13 protein-coding genes are annotated in these 14,926 nt (G+C 55.9%); 10 read left to right on the forward strand and 3 right to left on the reverse strand.

Going from position 1 to position 14,926, the window contains the following annotated elements; genetic code table 11:
* Positions 1 to 561: 561 nt before the first annotated feature.
* Positions 562 to 1,329, reverse strand: a complete 768-nt coding sequence (locus C3L37_RS07445; RefSeq protein WP_129113954.1) for an IclR family transcriptional regulator — start codon at positions 1,327 to 1,329, stop codon at positions 562 to 564.
* A gap of 164 nt (positions 1,330 to 1,493) precedes the next feature.
* Here C3L37_RS07445 and C3L37_RS07450 point away from each other — a divergent pair, with 164 nt between their 5' ends.
* Positions 1,494 to 2,591, forward strand: coding sequence for a Gfo/Idh/MocA family protein (locus C3L37_RS07450; RefSeq protein ID WP_129113955.1), 1,098 nt, complete (start codon positions 1,494 to 1,496; stop codon positions 2,589 to 2,591).
* A 48-nt stretch (positions 2,592 to 2,639) separates the two neighbouring features.
* Here C3L37_RS07450 and C3L37_RS07455 read toward each other — a convergent pair whose 3' ends face one another.
* A complete protein-coding gene (locus C3L37_RS07455; protein WP_129113956.1) occupies positions 2,640 to 3,815 on the reverse strand; it encodes an enolase C-terminal domain-like protein in 1,176 nt (391 codons plus the stop codon).
* 147 nt (positions 3,816 to 3,962) lie between these two features.
* Between C3L37_RS07455 and C3L37_RS07460 the strand changes: the two genes are divergently transcribed.
* From C3L37_RS07460 to C3L37_RS07495, 8 genes are all read left to right on the forward strand, one after another.
* Positions 3,963 to 5,378 (forward strand): ABC transporter substrate-binding protein, encoded by a 1,416-nt coding sequence (locus C3L37_RS07460; RefSeq protein ID WP_164974712.1) that lies wholly within the window; start codon positions 3,963 to 3,965, stop codon positions 5,376 to 5,378.
* A 6-nt stretch (positions 5,379 to 5,384) separates the two neighbouring features.
* Complete coding sequence (locus C3L37_RS07465) at positions 5,385 to 6,329, forward strand: carbohydrate ABC transporter permease (protein ID WP_129113958.1); 945 nt, start codon at positions 5,385 to 5,387, stop codon at positions 6,327 to 6,329.
* Positions 6,326 to 7,189, forward strand: coding sequence for a carbohydrate ABC transporter permease (locus C3L37_RS07470; RefSeq protein WP_129113959.1), 864 nt, complete (start codon positions 6,326 to 6,328; stop codon positions 7,187 to 7,189). The genes C3L37_RS07465 and C3L37_RS07470 overlap by 4 nt, the downstream gene beginning before the upstream one ends.
* A gap of 72 nt (positions 7,190 to 7,261) precedes the next feature.
* Positions 7,262 to 8,401: an alpha-L-fucosidase gene (locus C3L37_RS07475; protein WP_129113960.1), complete on the forward strand. Its 1,140-nt coding sequence runs from the start codon at positions 7,262 to 7,264 to the stop codon at positions 8,399 to 8,401.
* A gap of 50 nt (positions 8,402 to 8,451) precedes the next feature.
* Entirely contained in the window at positions 8,452 to 9,312 is an 861-nt protein-coding gene (locus tag C3L37_RS07480; RefSeq protein ID WP_228546151.1) for an SDR family NAD(P)-dependent oxidoreductase, read from the forward strand.
* Positions 9,313 to 9,316: 4 nt separating this feature from the next.
* Positions 9,317 to 10,189, forward strand: a complete 873-nt coding sequence (locus C3L37_RS07485) for an amidohydrolase family protein (protein ID WP_129113961.1) — start codon at positions 9,317 to 9,319, stop codon at positions 10,187 to 10,189.
* Positions 10,190 to 10,257: 68 nt separating this feature from the next.
* The gene (locus tag C3L37_RS07490) at positions 10,258 to 10,602 is read left to right on the forward strand and encodes an L-rhamnose mutarotase (RefSeq protein WP_228546152.1); all 345 of its coding nucleotides are present in this window, start codon (positions 10,258 to 10,260) and stop codon (positions 10,600 to 10,602) included.
* A 42-nt stretch (positions 10,603 to 10,644) separates the two neighbouring features.
* Positions 10,645 to 11,814, forward strand: coding sequence for an ABC transporter ATP-binding protein (locus tag C3L37_RS07495; RefSeq protein WP_129113962.1), 1,170 nt, complete (start codon positions 10,645 to 10,647; stop codon positions 11,812 to 11,814).
* Positions 11,815 to 11,832: 18 nt separating this feature from the next.
* Here the strand turns inward: C3L37_RS07495 and C3L37_RS07500 are convergent, their stop codons facing one another.
* Positions 11,833 to 13,245: an alpha-L-fucosidase gene (locus tag C3L37_RS07500; protein ID WP_129113963.1), complete on the reverse strand. Its 1,413-nt coding sequence runs from the start codon at positions 13,243 to 13,245 to the stop codon at positions 11,833 to 11,835.
* A gap of 785 nt (positions 13,246 to 14,030) precedes the next feature.
* Here C3L37_RS07500 and C3L37_RS07505 point away from each other — a divergent pair.
* Positions 14,031 to 14,915, forward strand: coding sequence for an aldo/keto reductase (locus tag C3L37_RS07505; protein WP_129113964.1), 885 nt, complete (start codon positions 14,031 to 14,033; stop codon positions 14,913 to 14,915).
* Positions 14,916 to 14,926 lie beyond the last annotated feature (11 nt).

Here is a 14,926-nt window from a genome sequence, read left to right on the forward strand (position 1 = left end):
TACATCGGTTTTAAACTACCTCTTACAGACATACGGTTGTCAAAGGTTCTTTTCAGGCCAGTTATGTGTACTGATCCTACGAAGCAAGAGCTTACAAGTACAGAATCGTGATAGCAATGATCTGCATATCGTGTTGTTATCTTCTGTATTCCCTTTTCTCCCCCATATCCTCTAGAATTAGACGCCTCGTTCTCATTAACCCTCAATAATAGACCAGCAATTATGGAATTAGGTGCAGTATTAATCGATAAACTCAGTTTCAATACAAATTCGACTTTGTCCTGACTTCCCATTCAAAATTTGCAGATTTTGCTCTAGTAGTTGGTATTATTAGGAATTATTTGCCCAGTTCGCACTCCATACATCTCCCTGGTTGCAAGGGTGAGTGGCGATCAATACTGATCATAGTCCAGTAATACTAAAATAAAGGTTTATTATCGCTTTAGATGTGTTTAGAAGCTTTGAAGATTCCAGTATTACTGGAGATCCGTTGATATATTTGAGATGTCAAACAAGTCTCTGTACCCTGTTGATCATTACTAGAAAGTACTAGCAATATAATTATGTATAATTGATGTTGAGTTCGATCACGTTAGCGGCGGACTTGAGTTTCTCTGGAAACTTTTCTCGGTATAGGTCGCCCTGAAATCGACTCGTCGGGCCCGAGATGCTGATGGCACCTTCAACTTCACCGTCCTTATTAATAATCGGAGTAGCGACGCATCGGAGTCCTTTAAGCCGCGCCTCGTCATCGAAAGCTACCCCTTTTTCTCGTACGTGTTCTAACCGCGAAAAGAGCGTATCACGTTCTGTAATCGTATTCTCCGTCGTTTCCGGGAGTCCATATCGATCAATGATTTCGTTGACGCGTTCACTGGATAAGTGTGCGAGGATTGCCTGTCCGAGGGCCGTATTATGCAGGTAAACGCGATGACCTATGTAAGAATCAGATTTAACTGCGTTTTCCCCGTTCGCTCGGTAGAGGTAGATCCCACGACCGTGTTGTTCAACGAGTAAATTAGTCATCTCACCAGTTTCTTCGGCGAGTTCGGTTACTTCGTCTTTGCTGGTCTGGTAGAGTAGTTCTTTGTGTCGAGCGTATCCTCCGAGATCAAGGAGTCGGAGTCCAACTTGGTACGTATTGCCATTCTTGACGACGTACCCGTCGTGTTCGAGCGTGTTTAGGTAGTTATGGATACTACTTTTCGAGAGCGAAAACACATCTGTCAATTCGGTCACTGTTGCTTCGTCGCGTGCTTTGATCGTTTCCAAGATCTTGAAGGTTGTGCGGGCTGTCTTGACCATTGTTTTGTTGTTTTGGTCGGCCATAGTTACTCTGCAGTGTCAAACCATAATAAATCTTCATTAAGCTATTCTGGATAACAGTGTTTCTTCCCTCGGACGCTTTTCGAGAGATACCACTGTTGTATTACGAGACATTGTGAGACACAATATTGATATTCCCTCAGTGAAAATTGATATTCGAATTACCTATGAGTTATCGCGCAGCGATTATCGGCACAGGCGGAATTGCAGGTATGGGAATCCTTGGTATGCACGACACGGATGCAATTGGCAAGGAGAAGATTCGAGCCAGTCACGCGGGAGGGTACGATGCCACGTCTGATATCGAGTTAGTCGCAGTGGCTGACGTTGACGAGGAAAACTTGACGACGTTCGGTAACGCGTGGGGAATTCCCCCCGACCGGCAGTACCTTAGCCACGAATCGATGCTGAGCGAGGAAAACCTCGATGTCGTCTCGGTGTGTACACCGTCATTCCTTCACCACGACCACGTCGTCAGTACCGCGCGCTCGGCAGCCGCTCCCGATGTAATCTGGTGTGAAAAGCCAATCGCCTCGTCGGTTTCTGACGCCGAAGAGATGATCGATGTCTGTGAGGAGGAGAACACGAAACTTGTGGTCAACCATTCGTTCCGGTTCACAAACAAGCTTCAACAGCTGTACGCCCTGCTCCAGGAGGAGCGACTGCTCGGTGAGGTCCATTCCGTCTCGACCCAATTTCGGATGGAACTGTTGCGCAACTCCACGCATCTGCTTGACACGCTCGTCTATCTGCTCGACTCACGTGCAGAACGTGTCAGTGGCTACATCTCCGGCGAGAATGAGGCAGTCGAATCGCTCAACGTCGGTCTCGAAGTTGACGACTCGGCCGGCGGTGGGTTTGTGCTAATGAACGACGGGACGTTCGCCACCATTGACTGCACTATTCCGCGATCCCATTCATCGATGACTCTCCAGTTCATTGGGAGTGATGGGAAGCTCTATATGAATAACGACGACGGTGAGTGGCGCTACTGGCGACTGGAGGACAGCGACCACATCGAGACACCGCTCCCCGGGATTGAGAGCGCTTGGACGTGGAATGAGGACTACCAGGGCGCGTTCGCCAACGCCGCCTGCCACGTCCAGTCGCTGCTCGACGGGACGGCAACAAATGCGTCGACGGGTCGCGAAGCGTTGCGTTCACTCGAAATCATCGTCGGCTTCTACGTTTCGCACTACACCGGAAGTCAGGTCAATATCCCGCTGGAGCGACCGCTCCGCGATGTCGAAATCACGTCCTGGTGAATCAGTGGTCAGCTAGCTGGTGCGAAAAAGCAGTGTCGTCGCGGAGCGTTACTCGTAGACGTGGACGCTACCGGTCTGGTTGTCCATGATGTAGTCCCAGGCGTACTCGACACCGAGTCCGGGGCCGTCGGGCACCGTGACCATGCCGTCGTCGTCGATGGTGTCGATCATGTCTGAGTAGTCACCCTCGTACACTGGCGGCTGAGTGTTTGGACAGTCGGGGTGAACAAGTGCGAGTTCGTAGTAGTTGGTGTTACGGATCGCGGCGATACATTGACGTTGTGCCGGGCCTAGTGCGTGGAATTCCGTGTCGATACCGAAGGCTTCAGCGACATTCGCACGCTTCATCGCGCCTGTGATGCCTGCGTCGTACTCAGGATCGGCCCGCAGGAAATCCGTCGCCTCGTTGGCGAGGAAGCCCGTGGCTGGCTCCAATCCGCGAACGTGCTCGGTCTGGAGGATCGAAATATCGATATTTTGATAGATCTTTCTGTGAGCGTGTTGTGAGATACCGTCATCGCGGTAGGGGTCTTCATACCAGAAGAAACCGGCCTCATCGAGCGTGTGGCCGAGTTTCAGCGCGTCGACAAGCGTTTCGAGTTCGCAAGCCGGGTCGCACATTAGGTCCACTTTGTCGCCGACACGACCACCGAGCAGCAGTGCGGTTTCAATCTCACGGTCGAGGTCGCGTGAGCCTTCGCTGCCGCCCCAGCCGTGGATCTTGAACGCCTGATAACCCATTTTCAAACACTCCTCGGCGAACTCGGCGAACGCTTCGGGAGAGTCTAGTCCGCCGTTTTCGTCGCCGTGGTAGGTTGAGGCGTATGCGGGGAACTCGGTACGGTAGGTTCCTAGCAGTTCGTGAATCGGCACGTCGTAGTACTTGCCAGCCAGGTCCCACAGCGCGATGTCAATCGGATCCACTCCCATCCGGTCGTACTTTCGCAGCGCACGTTTGATCTCACTCCAGTGTTTCTCACGTTCGATCGGGTTCTTGCCCACGAGGTAGTCGGCAAACATGTTAATCTGAGCTGCGCCAGGGGAGTTGCCGCCGACGTACTCACCCGTGATGCCTTCGTCCGTGTGAACTGTCAATGCGAACAGTTTACGCTCCGTGACTTCGCCCGGCTCGTACACGAGGTTGAAGCCGTGCTGGTCGGTGCCAACGTTTGCGATCGGGTATGCAAACTCCACCGATTCGATCCTGGTAATTTCAGGTGCCATATCAATTCCAGATATAGCACAGGATTAAATCTCTGTGTTTCGACCGGTTGACGACCGGTGTTTTGAGAAAAATCATAGACAATTATTAAATATTAATTACATCTTGGGAAAGCTTCATCTACCACTATGCCGAAGTTTCACACGGTCATGATTGACGAAGAAAGGCGGCGAACCCTCAGAATTATTGGCGCAGCCGGAATGACCGGACTTGCAGGATGCACTGGTGGCGGTGGAAATAATGAAAGCAGCGGCAACGGTGAAGGTGATAATCCCAATGCGATATCGTGGTGGAACATCGACGTCCAGGGCACTGCCAAAGAGGCGGCTGCAAAGCTTGAGAGCATGTTTGAAGAGCAGACGGGCATCCAGGTTGAACAGACAAAATACGAGAACACGCCCTACAAGCCAGCTGTCTCGAACGCGCTGGGAACGGACGATGCCCCGGATCTGTTCTACATCTGGCCCGGCCCGAATCGACTCGGCCGATACGTTCGTAACGGGAACGTTATTCCACTTGACGGCGCCCTTTCAAAAGAGCAGAAGAATGCCCAGATTCCGGACGCGATTCGCGGAGCACAGTACAAGAAAGATGAAATTCTGTCATGGCGAGATAATAGCGGAGAGATGTACAGTATCCCGTACGACCTGGCGGGCATCCCGATCTGGTACAATAAGAATGTACTCAGCGAAGCTGGTGTCGACCCAGAACGACTTAAACACGCGACGGACATCACGTGGAGCGAGTTCCTCGACATCTGTTCGAAGCTGTCCAACGCTGGCTACACGGCGATCGAGTGTGGGAACCGGAACAGCTGGACTATCGGTCACTGGGTCTCGGCGTTCATGATCAAGGCGGCAGGCGTCGACCACTACTACAACGCGGCATTCGGGCTGGAAGGTGCGTCGCTCACCGACGAGCCCTTCCAGACGGCCCTCTCGCGGCTCAAACAGTTGTACGACAATGGCTACTTCAATCAGGACATCAACTCCCTGAATAACAACGAAGCTGCGGCCCTGTTCTTCAGTGGACAGGCCGGCTTCTGGTCCCAAGGAACGTGGGTCAGCGAGGTTATCTCCTCACAGGCTCCCGACGACTTTGCTGGGATTCCTGACGTCATGGACTACATGTGGTGGCCAGCTTTCCCAGACGTATACGAGAACAGCGAGAACGAGCGGATGAGTGTCGTGCCCAATTCCACGGTTGCCATCAGTTCCCAAGCTGCCAAACGTGGCGACGAGCACCTTACCAAGGTCAAAAAATTCGCGAGCTTCTTCGGCAGTCTCGACGCGCAGAAAGCCTTCTTCGAGATTACGGGGTCGCCCGTTACGCGAACCGACGTGTACGACGAGGTGGATATGTCGCCAAGTCAGCAGACGACCACCGCCACGGTCGGCCAGCTTCAGTCTGCCGATGAGGTTGGGATGGTGTTCGACGTTGCCTTCCTCCCCGAGACGACCGAAGCGTTGTTATCGGGCGGTCAGGAACTGTTCACCGGTACCTCCCCGTCGAAGGTGTTGCAGAACGTTCAGAAAACGAACCAGGATGCACTCTCAAACCTCTAGTGAAGCATGAGCACCGAAAAATCACGGAGCGATGTTCGGGTCACCGTCTCTTCAGCGCTAGATGCGACGAGAGATTTTATCGAGGATCATCCCCACTGGCTGTTCCTCCTGCCCGCACTCCTGATCTACCTCCCGTTCCTGGTAATACCAGCACTGGGCGTCTTCGGGCTTAGTACGTTCCAGTGGTCTGGCCTGGGCGACATGTCGTTCACCGGCACCGAGAACTTTATCGGAGCTTTGACTGATTCCGTTGTTAGAACATCGCTGTGGCACAATGTCGAGATTGCATTCTGGAGCCTCATCCTGCAAGCGGGTATCGGGCTGGCGTTGGCACTCGCCATCTACCGCCTCTCGGACCGCCTTCGGCAGTTCTTCCAGGTCGTGTATCTACTCCCGATGACGCTCATGGCGGTGGCCGTCTCAATGATCTGGGGATATATGTACAACCCGTCATACGGGGTTCTGAACACAGTCATAGAGGAGATCGGTATCAACTGGAATCCGCTGTGGCTCGGCAGTAAGAGCCTCGCGTTGTACGCCATCATTATCGTAGCGACGTGGCAGTGGACCGGATTCCGAGTCGTCCTCTGGCTCGCTGGACTCGATAGCATCGACAAAAGCTTGCTCGAAGCGGCACGTATGGACGGTGCCGGCCCACTACAGCGGTTCCGTTACATCACGCTGCCCCTGCTTAAGCCGGTCGCCATCTTCATCACCATCTACACCGTTATTGGCTCGTTCAACTCATTCGTGTATGTCTGGGTCATGACCAGCGGTGGTCCCGGACACGCCAGCGAAGTGATGGTCACGTGGATCTACAAGAACGCGTTCCTCCAGTCGAACTTCGGGCAGGCCGCGGCCATCAGCGTTCTGCTGTTCGTAATCGTCCTCGTACTCTCTCTGGTGAACATGCGCCTCGGTGATCGCGAGGCTGGAGGCGTGAACCCATGAGTGTAGGTTCCGACTACGCAGATCCGATTCGAGAGACCGCCGCGGAATTGTCCGGTAAGCTCTCGGCCCTGTTCGTGTTCGTTGTGGCGGGTGTGTTTCTCGTCCCGATACTGTTGTTACTCGTAACGAGTGTCAAATCGAAAACCGAGATTTTCACCAGTCCGCTGGCGTTACCTCAAGAGCTTCAGATCGAGAATTACGCCAATGCCTGGACGACCGGCGGATTTGACCAGTACTTCATGAACAGCGTTATCGTCGTCTCGATTAGCCTCGTGTCGATCCTGCTGTTGGCGAGTCTGGCAGCGTACGCGCTCGTCCAGTTCGACTTCCCGGCAGACGACTTCATGCTGGTGTTCTTCCTGGCAGGGTTCATGATCCCGCCTCAGGTGTTACTCGTTCCGCTATATACCATCATGAACGCGCTGAATCTATTGAACACTTACTTCAGCCTCATCTTCGCGTATGTGGCGTTCGGGCTTCCGTTCTCGGTGTTCCTGTTGCGGCAGTTCTTCGTTACGATTCCGGACACCTACGCCGAAGCCGCGCGCATGGATGGCTGTACCGAGTTACAAGTATTCTTCCGCATCTACCTGCCGCTGTCGATGCCGGCACTGGCTGCCGTCGCTATCTACCAGTTCGTGTTCCTCTGGAACGAGTTCCTGTACGCAATTATCTTCATCACCGACGACGCGAAGCGGACATTACCGGCCGGTCTCATGGCTTTCCAGGGCCAGTACGCCGGTGACTGGGCGCAACTCGCTGCTGGGATCGTCATTGCGGTCACACCGACCGTACTCTTCTTCCTGGTCTTCCAGCGGCAGTTCATGCGCGGCATCTCGATGGGGGCGACGAAGGGATAGGCCTCCTCGGCGTCTCGTTATCGACGTCCTTCGTTCTTCGCTTCTCGTCTCTCAATTAGCTGCAGAACCGGAATGACTATTGAGACCGCCTCACATTATTCGGACGTGACTTCGTCAGCCCCAAGTTACCTCGACGAGTACGAACAGCAGTATGAAGAGGACCCACGACAAGCAGCGCGCGAGTGGTTCGCCGACGCGAAGTATGGTCTCTTTCTTCACTACGGATTATACTCGCTGCTGAGCAATCATGAGTGGGTCCAGTATCACGAACGAATCGAACCCGCCAACTACGCGCAACTCCAGCACCACTTCACTGCGGAGTCGTTCGACGCCGAGCATATCGTCGAGTTTGCACAGGATTGCGGGATGAACTACATCACGTTCACCGCACGCCATCACGAGGGATTCTGTCTCTTCGAAAGCGACTACACGACCTACTCAGCTGTCGAGGCTCCGGCGGGCCGCGACCTCGTAGCCGAACTGTCTGATTCATGTCAGGAAGCTGGCCTAGGACTCTTTCTATACTACTCGCACGGGTACGACTGGCATCATCCGCACGCCCCGAACCGTGACGAGTGGGGTGATCCGGTCCGCCCCGCCTACGACGAGCAACCTGGATGCTATGCCGACGCTGGCCACGATCTCGACATCTACCTCGACTACCTCGAGTCCCAGGTCGAGGAATTGCTCACCCAGTACGGTCCAATCGCCGGCATCTGGCTCGATCCGTCCTATCTTCCGCAAAGAGATCCAGAGAGATTCGCCAAGGCGTTCCACCTCGAATCGTTGTACAAGACGGTCCGCGACTCTCAGCCCCAGACGCTGATCAGCTACAAGGAAGGCGTCACTGGAACAGAAGACTTTGTCACGCCAGAACATGAGACGGGTGCACGCGACGTACTCGGCGAGGTGTGTACGACGATGATTCCCGGTGAGGCATACCGCGACGAGATGGCCGGACAGTGGGGCTACGGCGGCGAGGGCGGCCAAAACCAGCAGCAAGTCTCGACCTCGTGGGGCTATGCGAAGGCGGCTGAGGGGATACATCGCGACGCTGATGAGGTCTGGGAGAAGCTTTCGGCGACGCTGGCCGATGGGTACAATCTGCTATTGAACGTCGGGCCGCTCCCCGATGGCCGTCTCGACCCGGAAGATGTCGAGACGCTTCGTGCGGTCGGCGATCGAATCGAGTGCGAGGGGTATCCTGACTGATTGCCACGCGTAGCTTCCACTGGCGACCCTGTTGTATCGCAACTGACACCGTGTTCGACCGGCCGCACCGGTGGATTCTTGGAAACCCACACTATGCATTCAGTATGGTCGGCCACACTACGTACGACTACCGCGGTGAATCGGCTATCGTCACTGGCTCAACGAAAGGAATCGGTCGTGGGATCGCAGAGGGGCTCGCAAACGTGGGCGCGAACGTCGTCGTCAATTCTCGGACGGAAGACGACGTGACCGCGGTCACCGAGGAACTCGATGAACGAAGCGAGGGCGAGGTAATCGGCGTCACGGCGGACATGGCCAAGCTAGACGAGATCGAGAACCTCGTCGAGACGGCCATCGACGCGTTCGGTGAGATCGACCTGTTGGTCAACAATGCCGCTGTATGGCCACGGGAGGAGTCTTTCGCCGAGGCGTCGATCGAGGACTGGGACTTCACCATGAACGTGAACGTCCGGGCGCAGTACTACGCCTCGAAGCTCATCGCGGCTCACATGATCGACCAGGGCGTTGAGGGTTCGATTATCAACCACACCAGCCAGACTGGAGACCGACGAACAGGTCACCGTGGCTTATACGGTATTTCAAAGACCGCGATCAACGGTCTTACTTGGCGGATGGCCCACGAACTCGCCGAGCACGGCATCCGGATGAACGCCATCTCGACGGATGTGACTAAGACCTACCAATTACGCTACGAGGCTGAGATGATCGCCGAGAACGATCCCGATCGGACACCCGAGGACGTACTCAGAGAGTGGGGCAAGGCGCGCCCGATTGGCCGGCTCGGCCAGCCCGAAGACCTCGCGAACGCGGTGCTGTACCTCGCCAGCGACGCGTCGTCCTACGTCGTTGGTACGATCCTGCGTGTAAGCGGAGGCGGCAATCTGGAGTGATCCAATGCGATTTATTGACACACATACGCACGCTTGGGGCGTGAACACCGACGAACTCCCGTGGCAGGCCGAGGTGTTACCACCGGGGTGGAACGGTCCCTACACTGGACGTGATCTGGTCACGGATATGGATGCAGTCGGCGTCGACGAGAGCGTCGTTGTTACGACGCCACTGTACGGACGTGGCGTTCGCGCCAACGAGTACACGATGCGAGTAATCGAGGCCTTCCCTGACCGACTGTGGGGTGTCTGCCTCATGGACTTCTTTCAGGACAATCCCGAGCAGGTACGCGCGGACCTCCGGCGCGTCACCGGCCATGATCGGATATTGGGCGTGCGTATGCACGCCTGTCTCGAATACGCCAAGTACCCAGCCGAGTTGAACCGGACGGCCGACTGGATCCTCGACAATGCGCTCGAACCGGTCTGGGAGGAAGCTGCGGCACTCGACGCGGCCGTGTTCATCTTCCCGAAGGCAGAGCAACTGCCGATGGTCGCAGAAATCGCCGATGAGCATCCGGGCGTGCAACTCATCGTCGATCATATGGCGTTCCCGGACGAGATGACCGCGCCTGACGAGGCTCCGTGGAGGGCCTTCGAATCGGTGGCCGAGTGCGAAAACGTCGCCGTCAAGGTAAGTTCCCTTCCACGATCGGCCGAACGCGAGTGGCCCTACGAGGACTTGCACGGTTATGTCCGCGCTCTCGTCAAGTGGTTCGGTCCCGAGCGAATGATGCTCGGCTCGGACTACCCGTGGATGGACGACTGGGCAAGTTACGAGGACTGCCTTTCGTGGATCGAGGAGACGCCGTTTCTCTCCGCGCGCGATGTCTCGTATCTCTCGCACCGGACGTTTGAACGAATTCATGAGGTGTAGTTCGGCCGGACGAATTGTATTTATTGCCCAACATAATCTTCTTTAGCGACTCTACCGTTACCGTTGGTATGTCATCAGACACAGAACGAGCGGTGTATATTCAGCACATCGACTCCGAGCACAGAGACGAGTACCTCAAAGCACACGAGGACGTTCCTAAGGGTGTCTCACAGGCGATGAAACGAGGCGGGGTCACGGAGTTCGAACTGTACGTTAGAGACGATCTTGCCGTCTGTATTCTCGAAGCGGAGGACATTGGTGTCTACCTCGACGAAGTCGACGGCGACGAGGCGGTGGAGGAGTGGGAACGCTATGTCGCCCAATTCAAACGCGAGGGCGTCGACGTGGATGACGATGAAGAACCGATTCCGTTCATGGAGCGCATCTGGACGCTTTCGCGCGCGTCGGTGTAACAAGGAACAAGATTTATCATCGAATACGGTCACCTGTTTTCTATGGGCGACCTAGAGATAGCGAACCTGACCAAACAATTCAGTGACGGGTCCGGGACAGCGATCGTCGCCGTTGACGACCTCTCGATTTCGATCAAAGACGGCGAATTTCTTGTCCTCGTCGGTCCCTCTGGCTGTGGAAAATCGACCACGTTGCGCTGTATCGCCGGTCTCGAATCAGCGAGCGAAGGCACCATCTCGCTCAACGGGACCGATATCACACACCAGCGCTCTCGTAACCGAGACATCGCGATGGTGTTCCAGAACTACGCGCTGTACCCCCACATGACCTCGCGCAAGAACATGGGGTTCGGGCTAAAGATGGGGACGGACCTTTCCTCCGATGAGATCAACGAGCGCATTGAGAAGACTGCCAAGATGATGGGAATCGAGCAATTGCTCGACAAGAAGCCCAGGGAACTCTCCGGCGGCCAGCAACAGCGCGTGGCTCTTGGGCGCGCTATTGTCAGAGATCCGGAGCTGTTCCTGATGGACGAGCCACTGTCGAACCTAGACGCCAAGCTCCGCACCCAGATGCGGACCGAGTTACAGAATTTGCAGACAGATCTCGACGTAACGACGATCTACGTCACCCACGACCAGACGGAGGCGATGACGATGGGCGATCGGATCGCCGTTCTCAATGACGGTGAGCTCCAGCAGATTGGGACACCCTTGGAGTGTTATCACCTCCCCGCTAACCGCTTCGTCGCCGGATTCATCGGGTCGCCGTCAATGAACTTCTTCGAGATGATTCAGGACCGAGACGTAGGGACACTGGTCAACGACGAGTTCGAGTACTCCCTTGACGCCACGACCGCCAAGTTCATTGCTGAGGTCACGGACACCCTCACGCTGGGCATCCGTCCCGAGGACATCCGCGTCGCAGCCAGCGGGGACGAGAATGTCCTCACCGTCGAGGTCGATGTCGTGGAGCCACTGGGCGACCAGTCGTTCGTCTACTTCAAGGTCGGCGACCAGACGTACACGGCGAGTATCGACGGCGAGGAGTACATTCGAGAAGGGACAGAAATCAACGTGGTGTTCCCCCAAAAGCGGGTTCACGTCTTCGACCGCCAGACCGGTGAAGCAATCAAAAACCGTGAACCACCTGAGGCGGCCCAGGCCGAGGCGGTTGAGTTCCAGGACTCAACTTCGTTCGCCGTTAAGTAGTGCGACGGTTGGGTCGTCTCAGTGCGTGTTTTCAACGCTATTCAGTCGGATTGTGTATGCATGGTCGTGGTCGGGACGTTCCTGGAGTTCGATCGCGAGTCGGTCATCCGCGAGAGTGACGGTGAGTGAGCGATGTCCGTCAGCGGTCAGCAGTGTCGTTTCCGGTGCGTCGTCAAGGTCGATGTGGGCCGGCACCGACAGAGTTAGTTTGTCACCGGGCCAGCCGAGCGCGATTGCATAGAGATCACCGTCGTGGTGGGTGTAGCGCACTTTGGTGTCGCTGACATCGTCCTCGGCAACGAGCCAGGGGCGTGATCCGAAAATTGCCTCGCCGTTCACGTCGAGCCACTCACCGAGTGCCTGAAGGCGGTCCTTCTGTATGTCCGGAATCGTCCCGTCTGCTTTCGGACCGACGTTGATGAGGAGGTTGCCGTTCTTCGAGACGATGTCGACGAACGATTGGATCAATTCTTCGCGCGAGAGGTGATCGTCCTCGTCTTCCCCGGCGTTGTAGCCGAAAGAGTGGCCGATACCGCGATTACCCTCCCACGGCTCGTCTCGAAGTTCGTCGAACGTCGCGTACTCGGGCGTGATGAAATCGCCGTGCGTGTCCTCCGTCTCACGATTTTCGAGATCGATGGTCGGACCGATGGCGTCAGTCGAAGCTCGGTCGTTGACGGCGACTTCCTGGCCACGCTCGGCGGCGCGGTTGTAGTAATCGGCGATCAGCTCCTGAGTGTGCAGATGCTTGCCGTCAGCCTTGGGTACATCGAACCAGAGCATGTCGGGGTTGTATTTCCGGATCAACTCTCGATGCTTGGCGTTCATGAAGGCGACGTACTCCGAACCCGGTCCGCCCCGTTCTTCGCTAGGTCCACCTTTCTCGTAGTCGGGGTGTCCAAATTGGCCGTCGAAACCGGGCTGATAGTAGTTATAATTGGCGTGGTAAGAGGCAGCGAATCGAAGTCCCTGATTGCGAACAGCATCCGCGAGGTCGCCGACGAGGTCGCGCTCGGGTCCCATCTCAACGGCGTTGTACTTCGTGTAGTGGCTGCCCCACAGCGGGAAGCCGTCGTGGTGTTCGCCCGTGAGAACGACGTAGCCGGCTCCGACCTCGTCGAAGAGTGACGCCCATTCGTCGGGATCCCAGTTTTCGGCAGTGAAGTCATCGACGAAGTCGATATATTCGGCGTCTTCGCCGTAGGTTTCCTCGTGATACTCTTTCGTCGGCGACCCCTTCTCGTACATGTAGTAGGGGTACCACTCGGCGTACGGTGAGGCGTTCTCGCCACCGATTTCGGCGCCGGTCGGAGCCCACGCCGGGACCGAATAAATTCCCCAATGAATGAAGATACCCAATTTTGCGTCACGGAACCACTCCGGTAGCTCGTGAGAGTCTAACGACTCCCAAGACGGCTCATATTCAGCCATGTGATGAAAATCCACGCGGTGCAGGAAGTAGCTTTCGTTCGCGGTTTATTTCTCGATGTCGGTAAACTCACCTGGGAGACAATCTTTGAAGTGATCGCCGATATCACGAAGACCGTCTTTGGACCGACGTGTTTACTCACACGGAACATAGAGTTTTAAGAATCCTATTAATTGAGATTGGTGAGATGATGACGCTGAACTGATTGCTTGCTGTTTTCCAATGAACATGCTTGCGATGTGATCTCGAATATCAAGTACAAATTCGTCAAATCACAGTTACTGAGAGTCTATATCGCGAGAGTCAATTACTAACAAGAGGACGTGCGACCATAATGAACCGTACCGGAATTTTGATTACAACCATGCGGGTGTAATCGACAACGAAAAGAATGGAAATGAAGCTCGTCCTTCGGAATTAGTTCGTGATCGTAACCATTTGTAATCTCAAGTGTGCGTACTCTCCGTCTATCATCGTCGAACGTATAATCTGCGATCAGGCATTCGCGCTCCGTGTTCGCCCTCTCTCTCTGTCGGAACAAAGACGTTGAACTCCCATTCTGGCCACCTCGCTCCGACCACACCGTCCGCCGTCCGTAACCTCAACCAAACGAACGAGAGAACTGCGATCGGAACTGTCACTTCGTCCGGGCAACCGTCTGACACGTCACGGTACCAGCGGGCAGACTTCGCCGACGGCAGCAAGTAATCCGGTTCCTCAACCGGTAGAATATCCTGATAGGTGGGTCGTCCCCAACTATTATGCGCGCCCCCCTTGATGCACAGGTATGAAAACGCGTTCACTGGGCGAGACCGGGCACGACAGCACTGTGATGACGTTCGGTGCGATCGTGCTGAACTGGCTCGAACAGGAGGGGGTCGATCAGATGGTGGAACTCGTCCTGGATCACGGAGTCAATCACTTTGACGTGGCCCCGGCCTACGGCGACGCCGAACTGAAGCTGAGACCGAAGCTCCACCAGCACCGCGAGGACATCTTCCTCGGGTGCAAGACCCAGGAGCGGGGCTACGAGGGTGCGAAGCGGAAGCTCGAACAGTCGCTCGACCGCCTTGGCGTGGACACCATCGACCTGTACCAAGTCCATGGTCTGGAGTACGAGCACGAAATCGACAGGATCACGGCCGACGACGGTGTCCTCGAGGCGATGCGGGAGGCTAAGGCCGACGGCGTCATCGATCACATCGGGCTGACCAGTCACGGGAACCCCCAGCTCATCCTCGAGGCGATCGACCGCATCGACGACCTCGAGACGGTGATGTTCCCGCTGAACCCGGTTGTCGTCGGGAAGGACGACGAGGATCACGACTACCAGGCGGTGCTCGAGCGCGCGAACGAGGAGAACATCGGCACGCTCGGCATCAAGGCCTTCGCGAAGGGGTCGTGGCCGCCGACCGAGGAACTCCCCGAGCGGGACCGCCCGTACGCGAATTGGTATGAGCCCGTCGACACGTCCGAGAAGATCCGTGACCGGTTCGACTTCGCTGCCTCGCAGGGCCTGACCAGCGTCGTCAGTCCCGGCGACCCGAAGCTCGTCGCGATGGTGCTTGAGGCCGCGAGCCGGTATGACGGCATGGACGAGGCGGCCCAGCGATCGCTCGTCGAGGAGGCTCGCCACGACGAGAGCCCCGTCCCGGAACAGCTCCACCACTGAACCTGGAGGTC

This window comes from Halegenticoccus tardaugens (assembly GCF_004116405.1).
Taxonomy (GTDB): Archaea; Halobacteriota; Halobacteria; order Halobacteriales; family Haloferacaceae; genus Halegenticoccus; species Halegenticoccus tardaugens.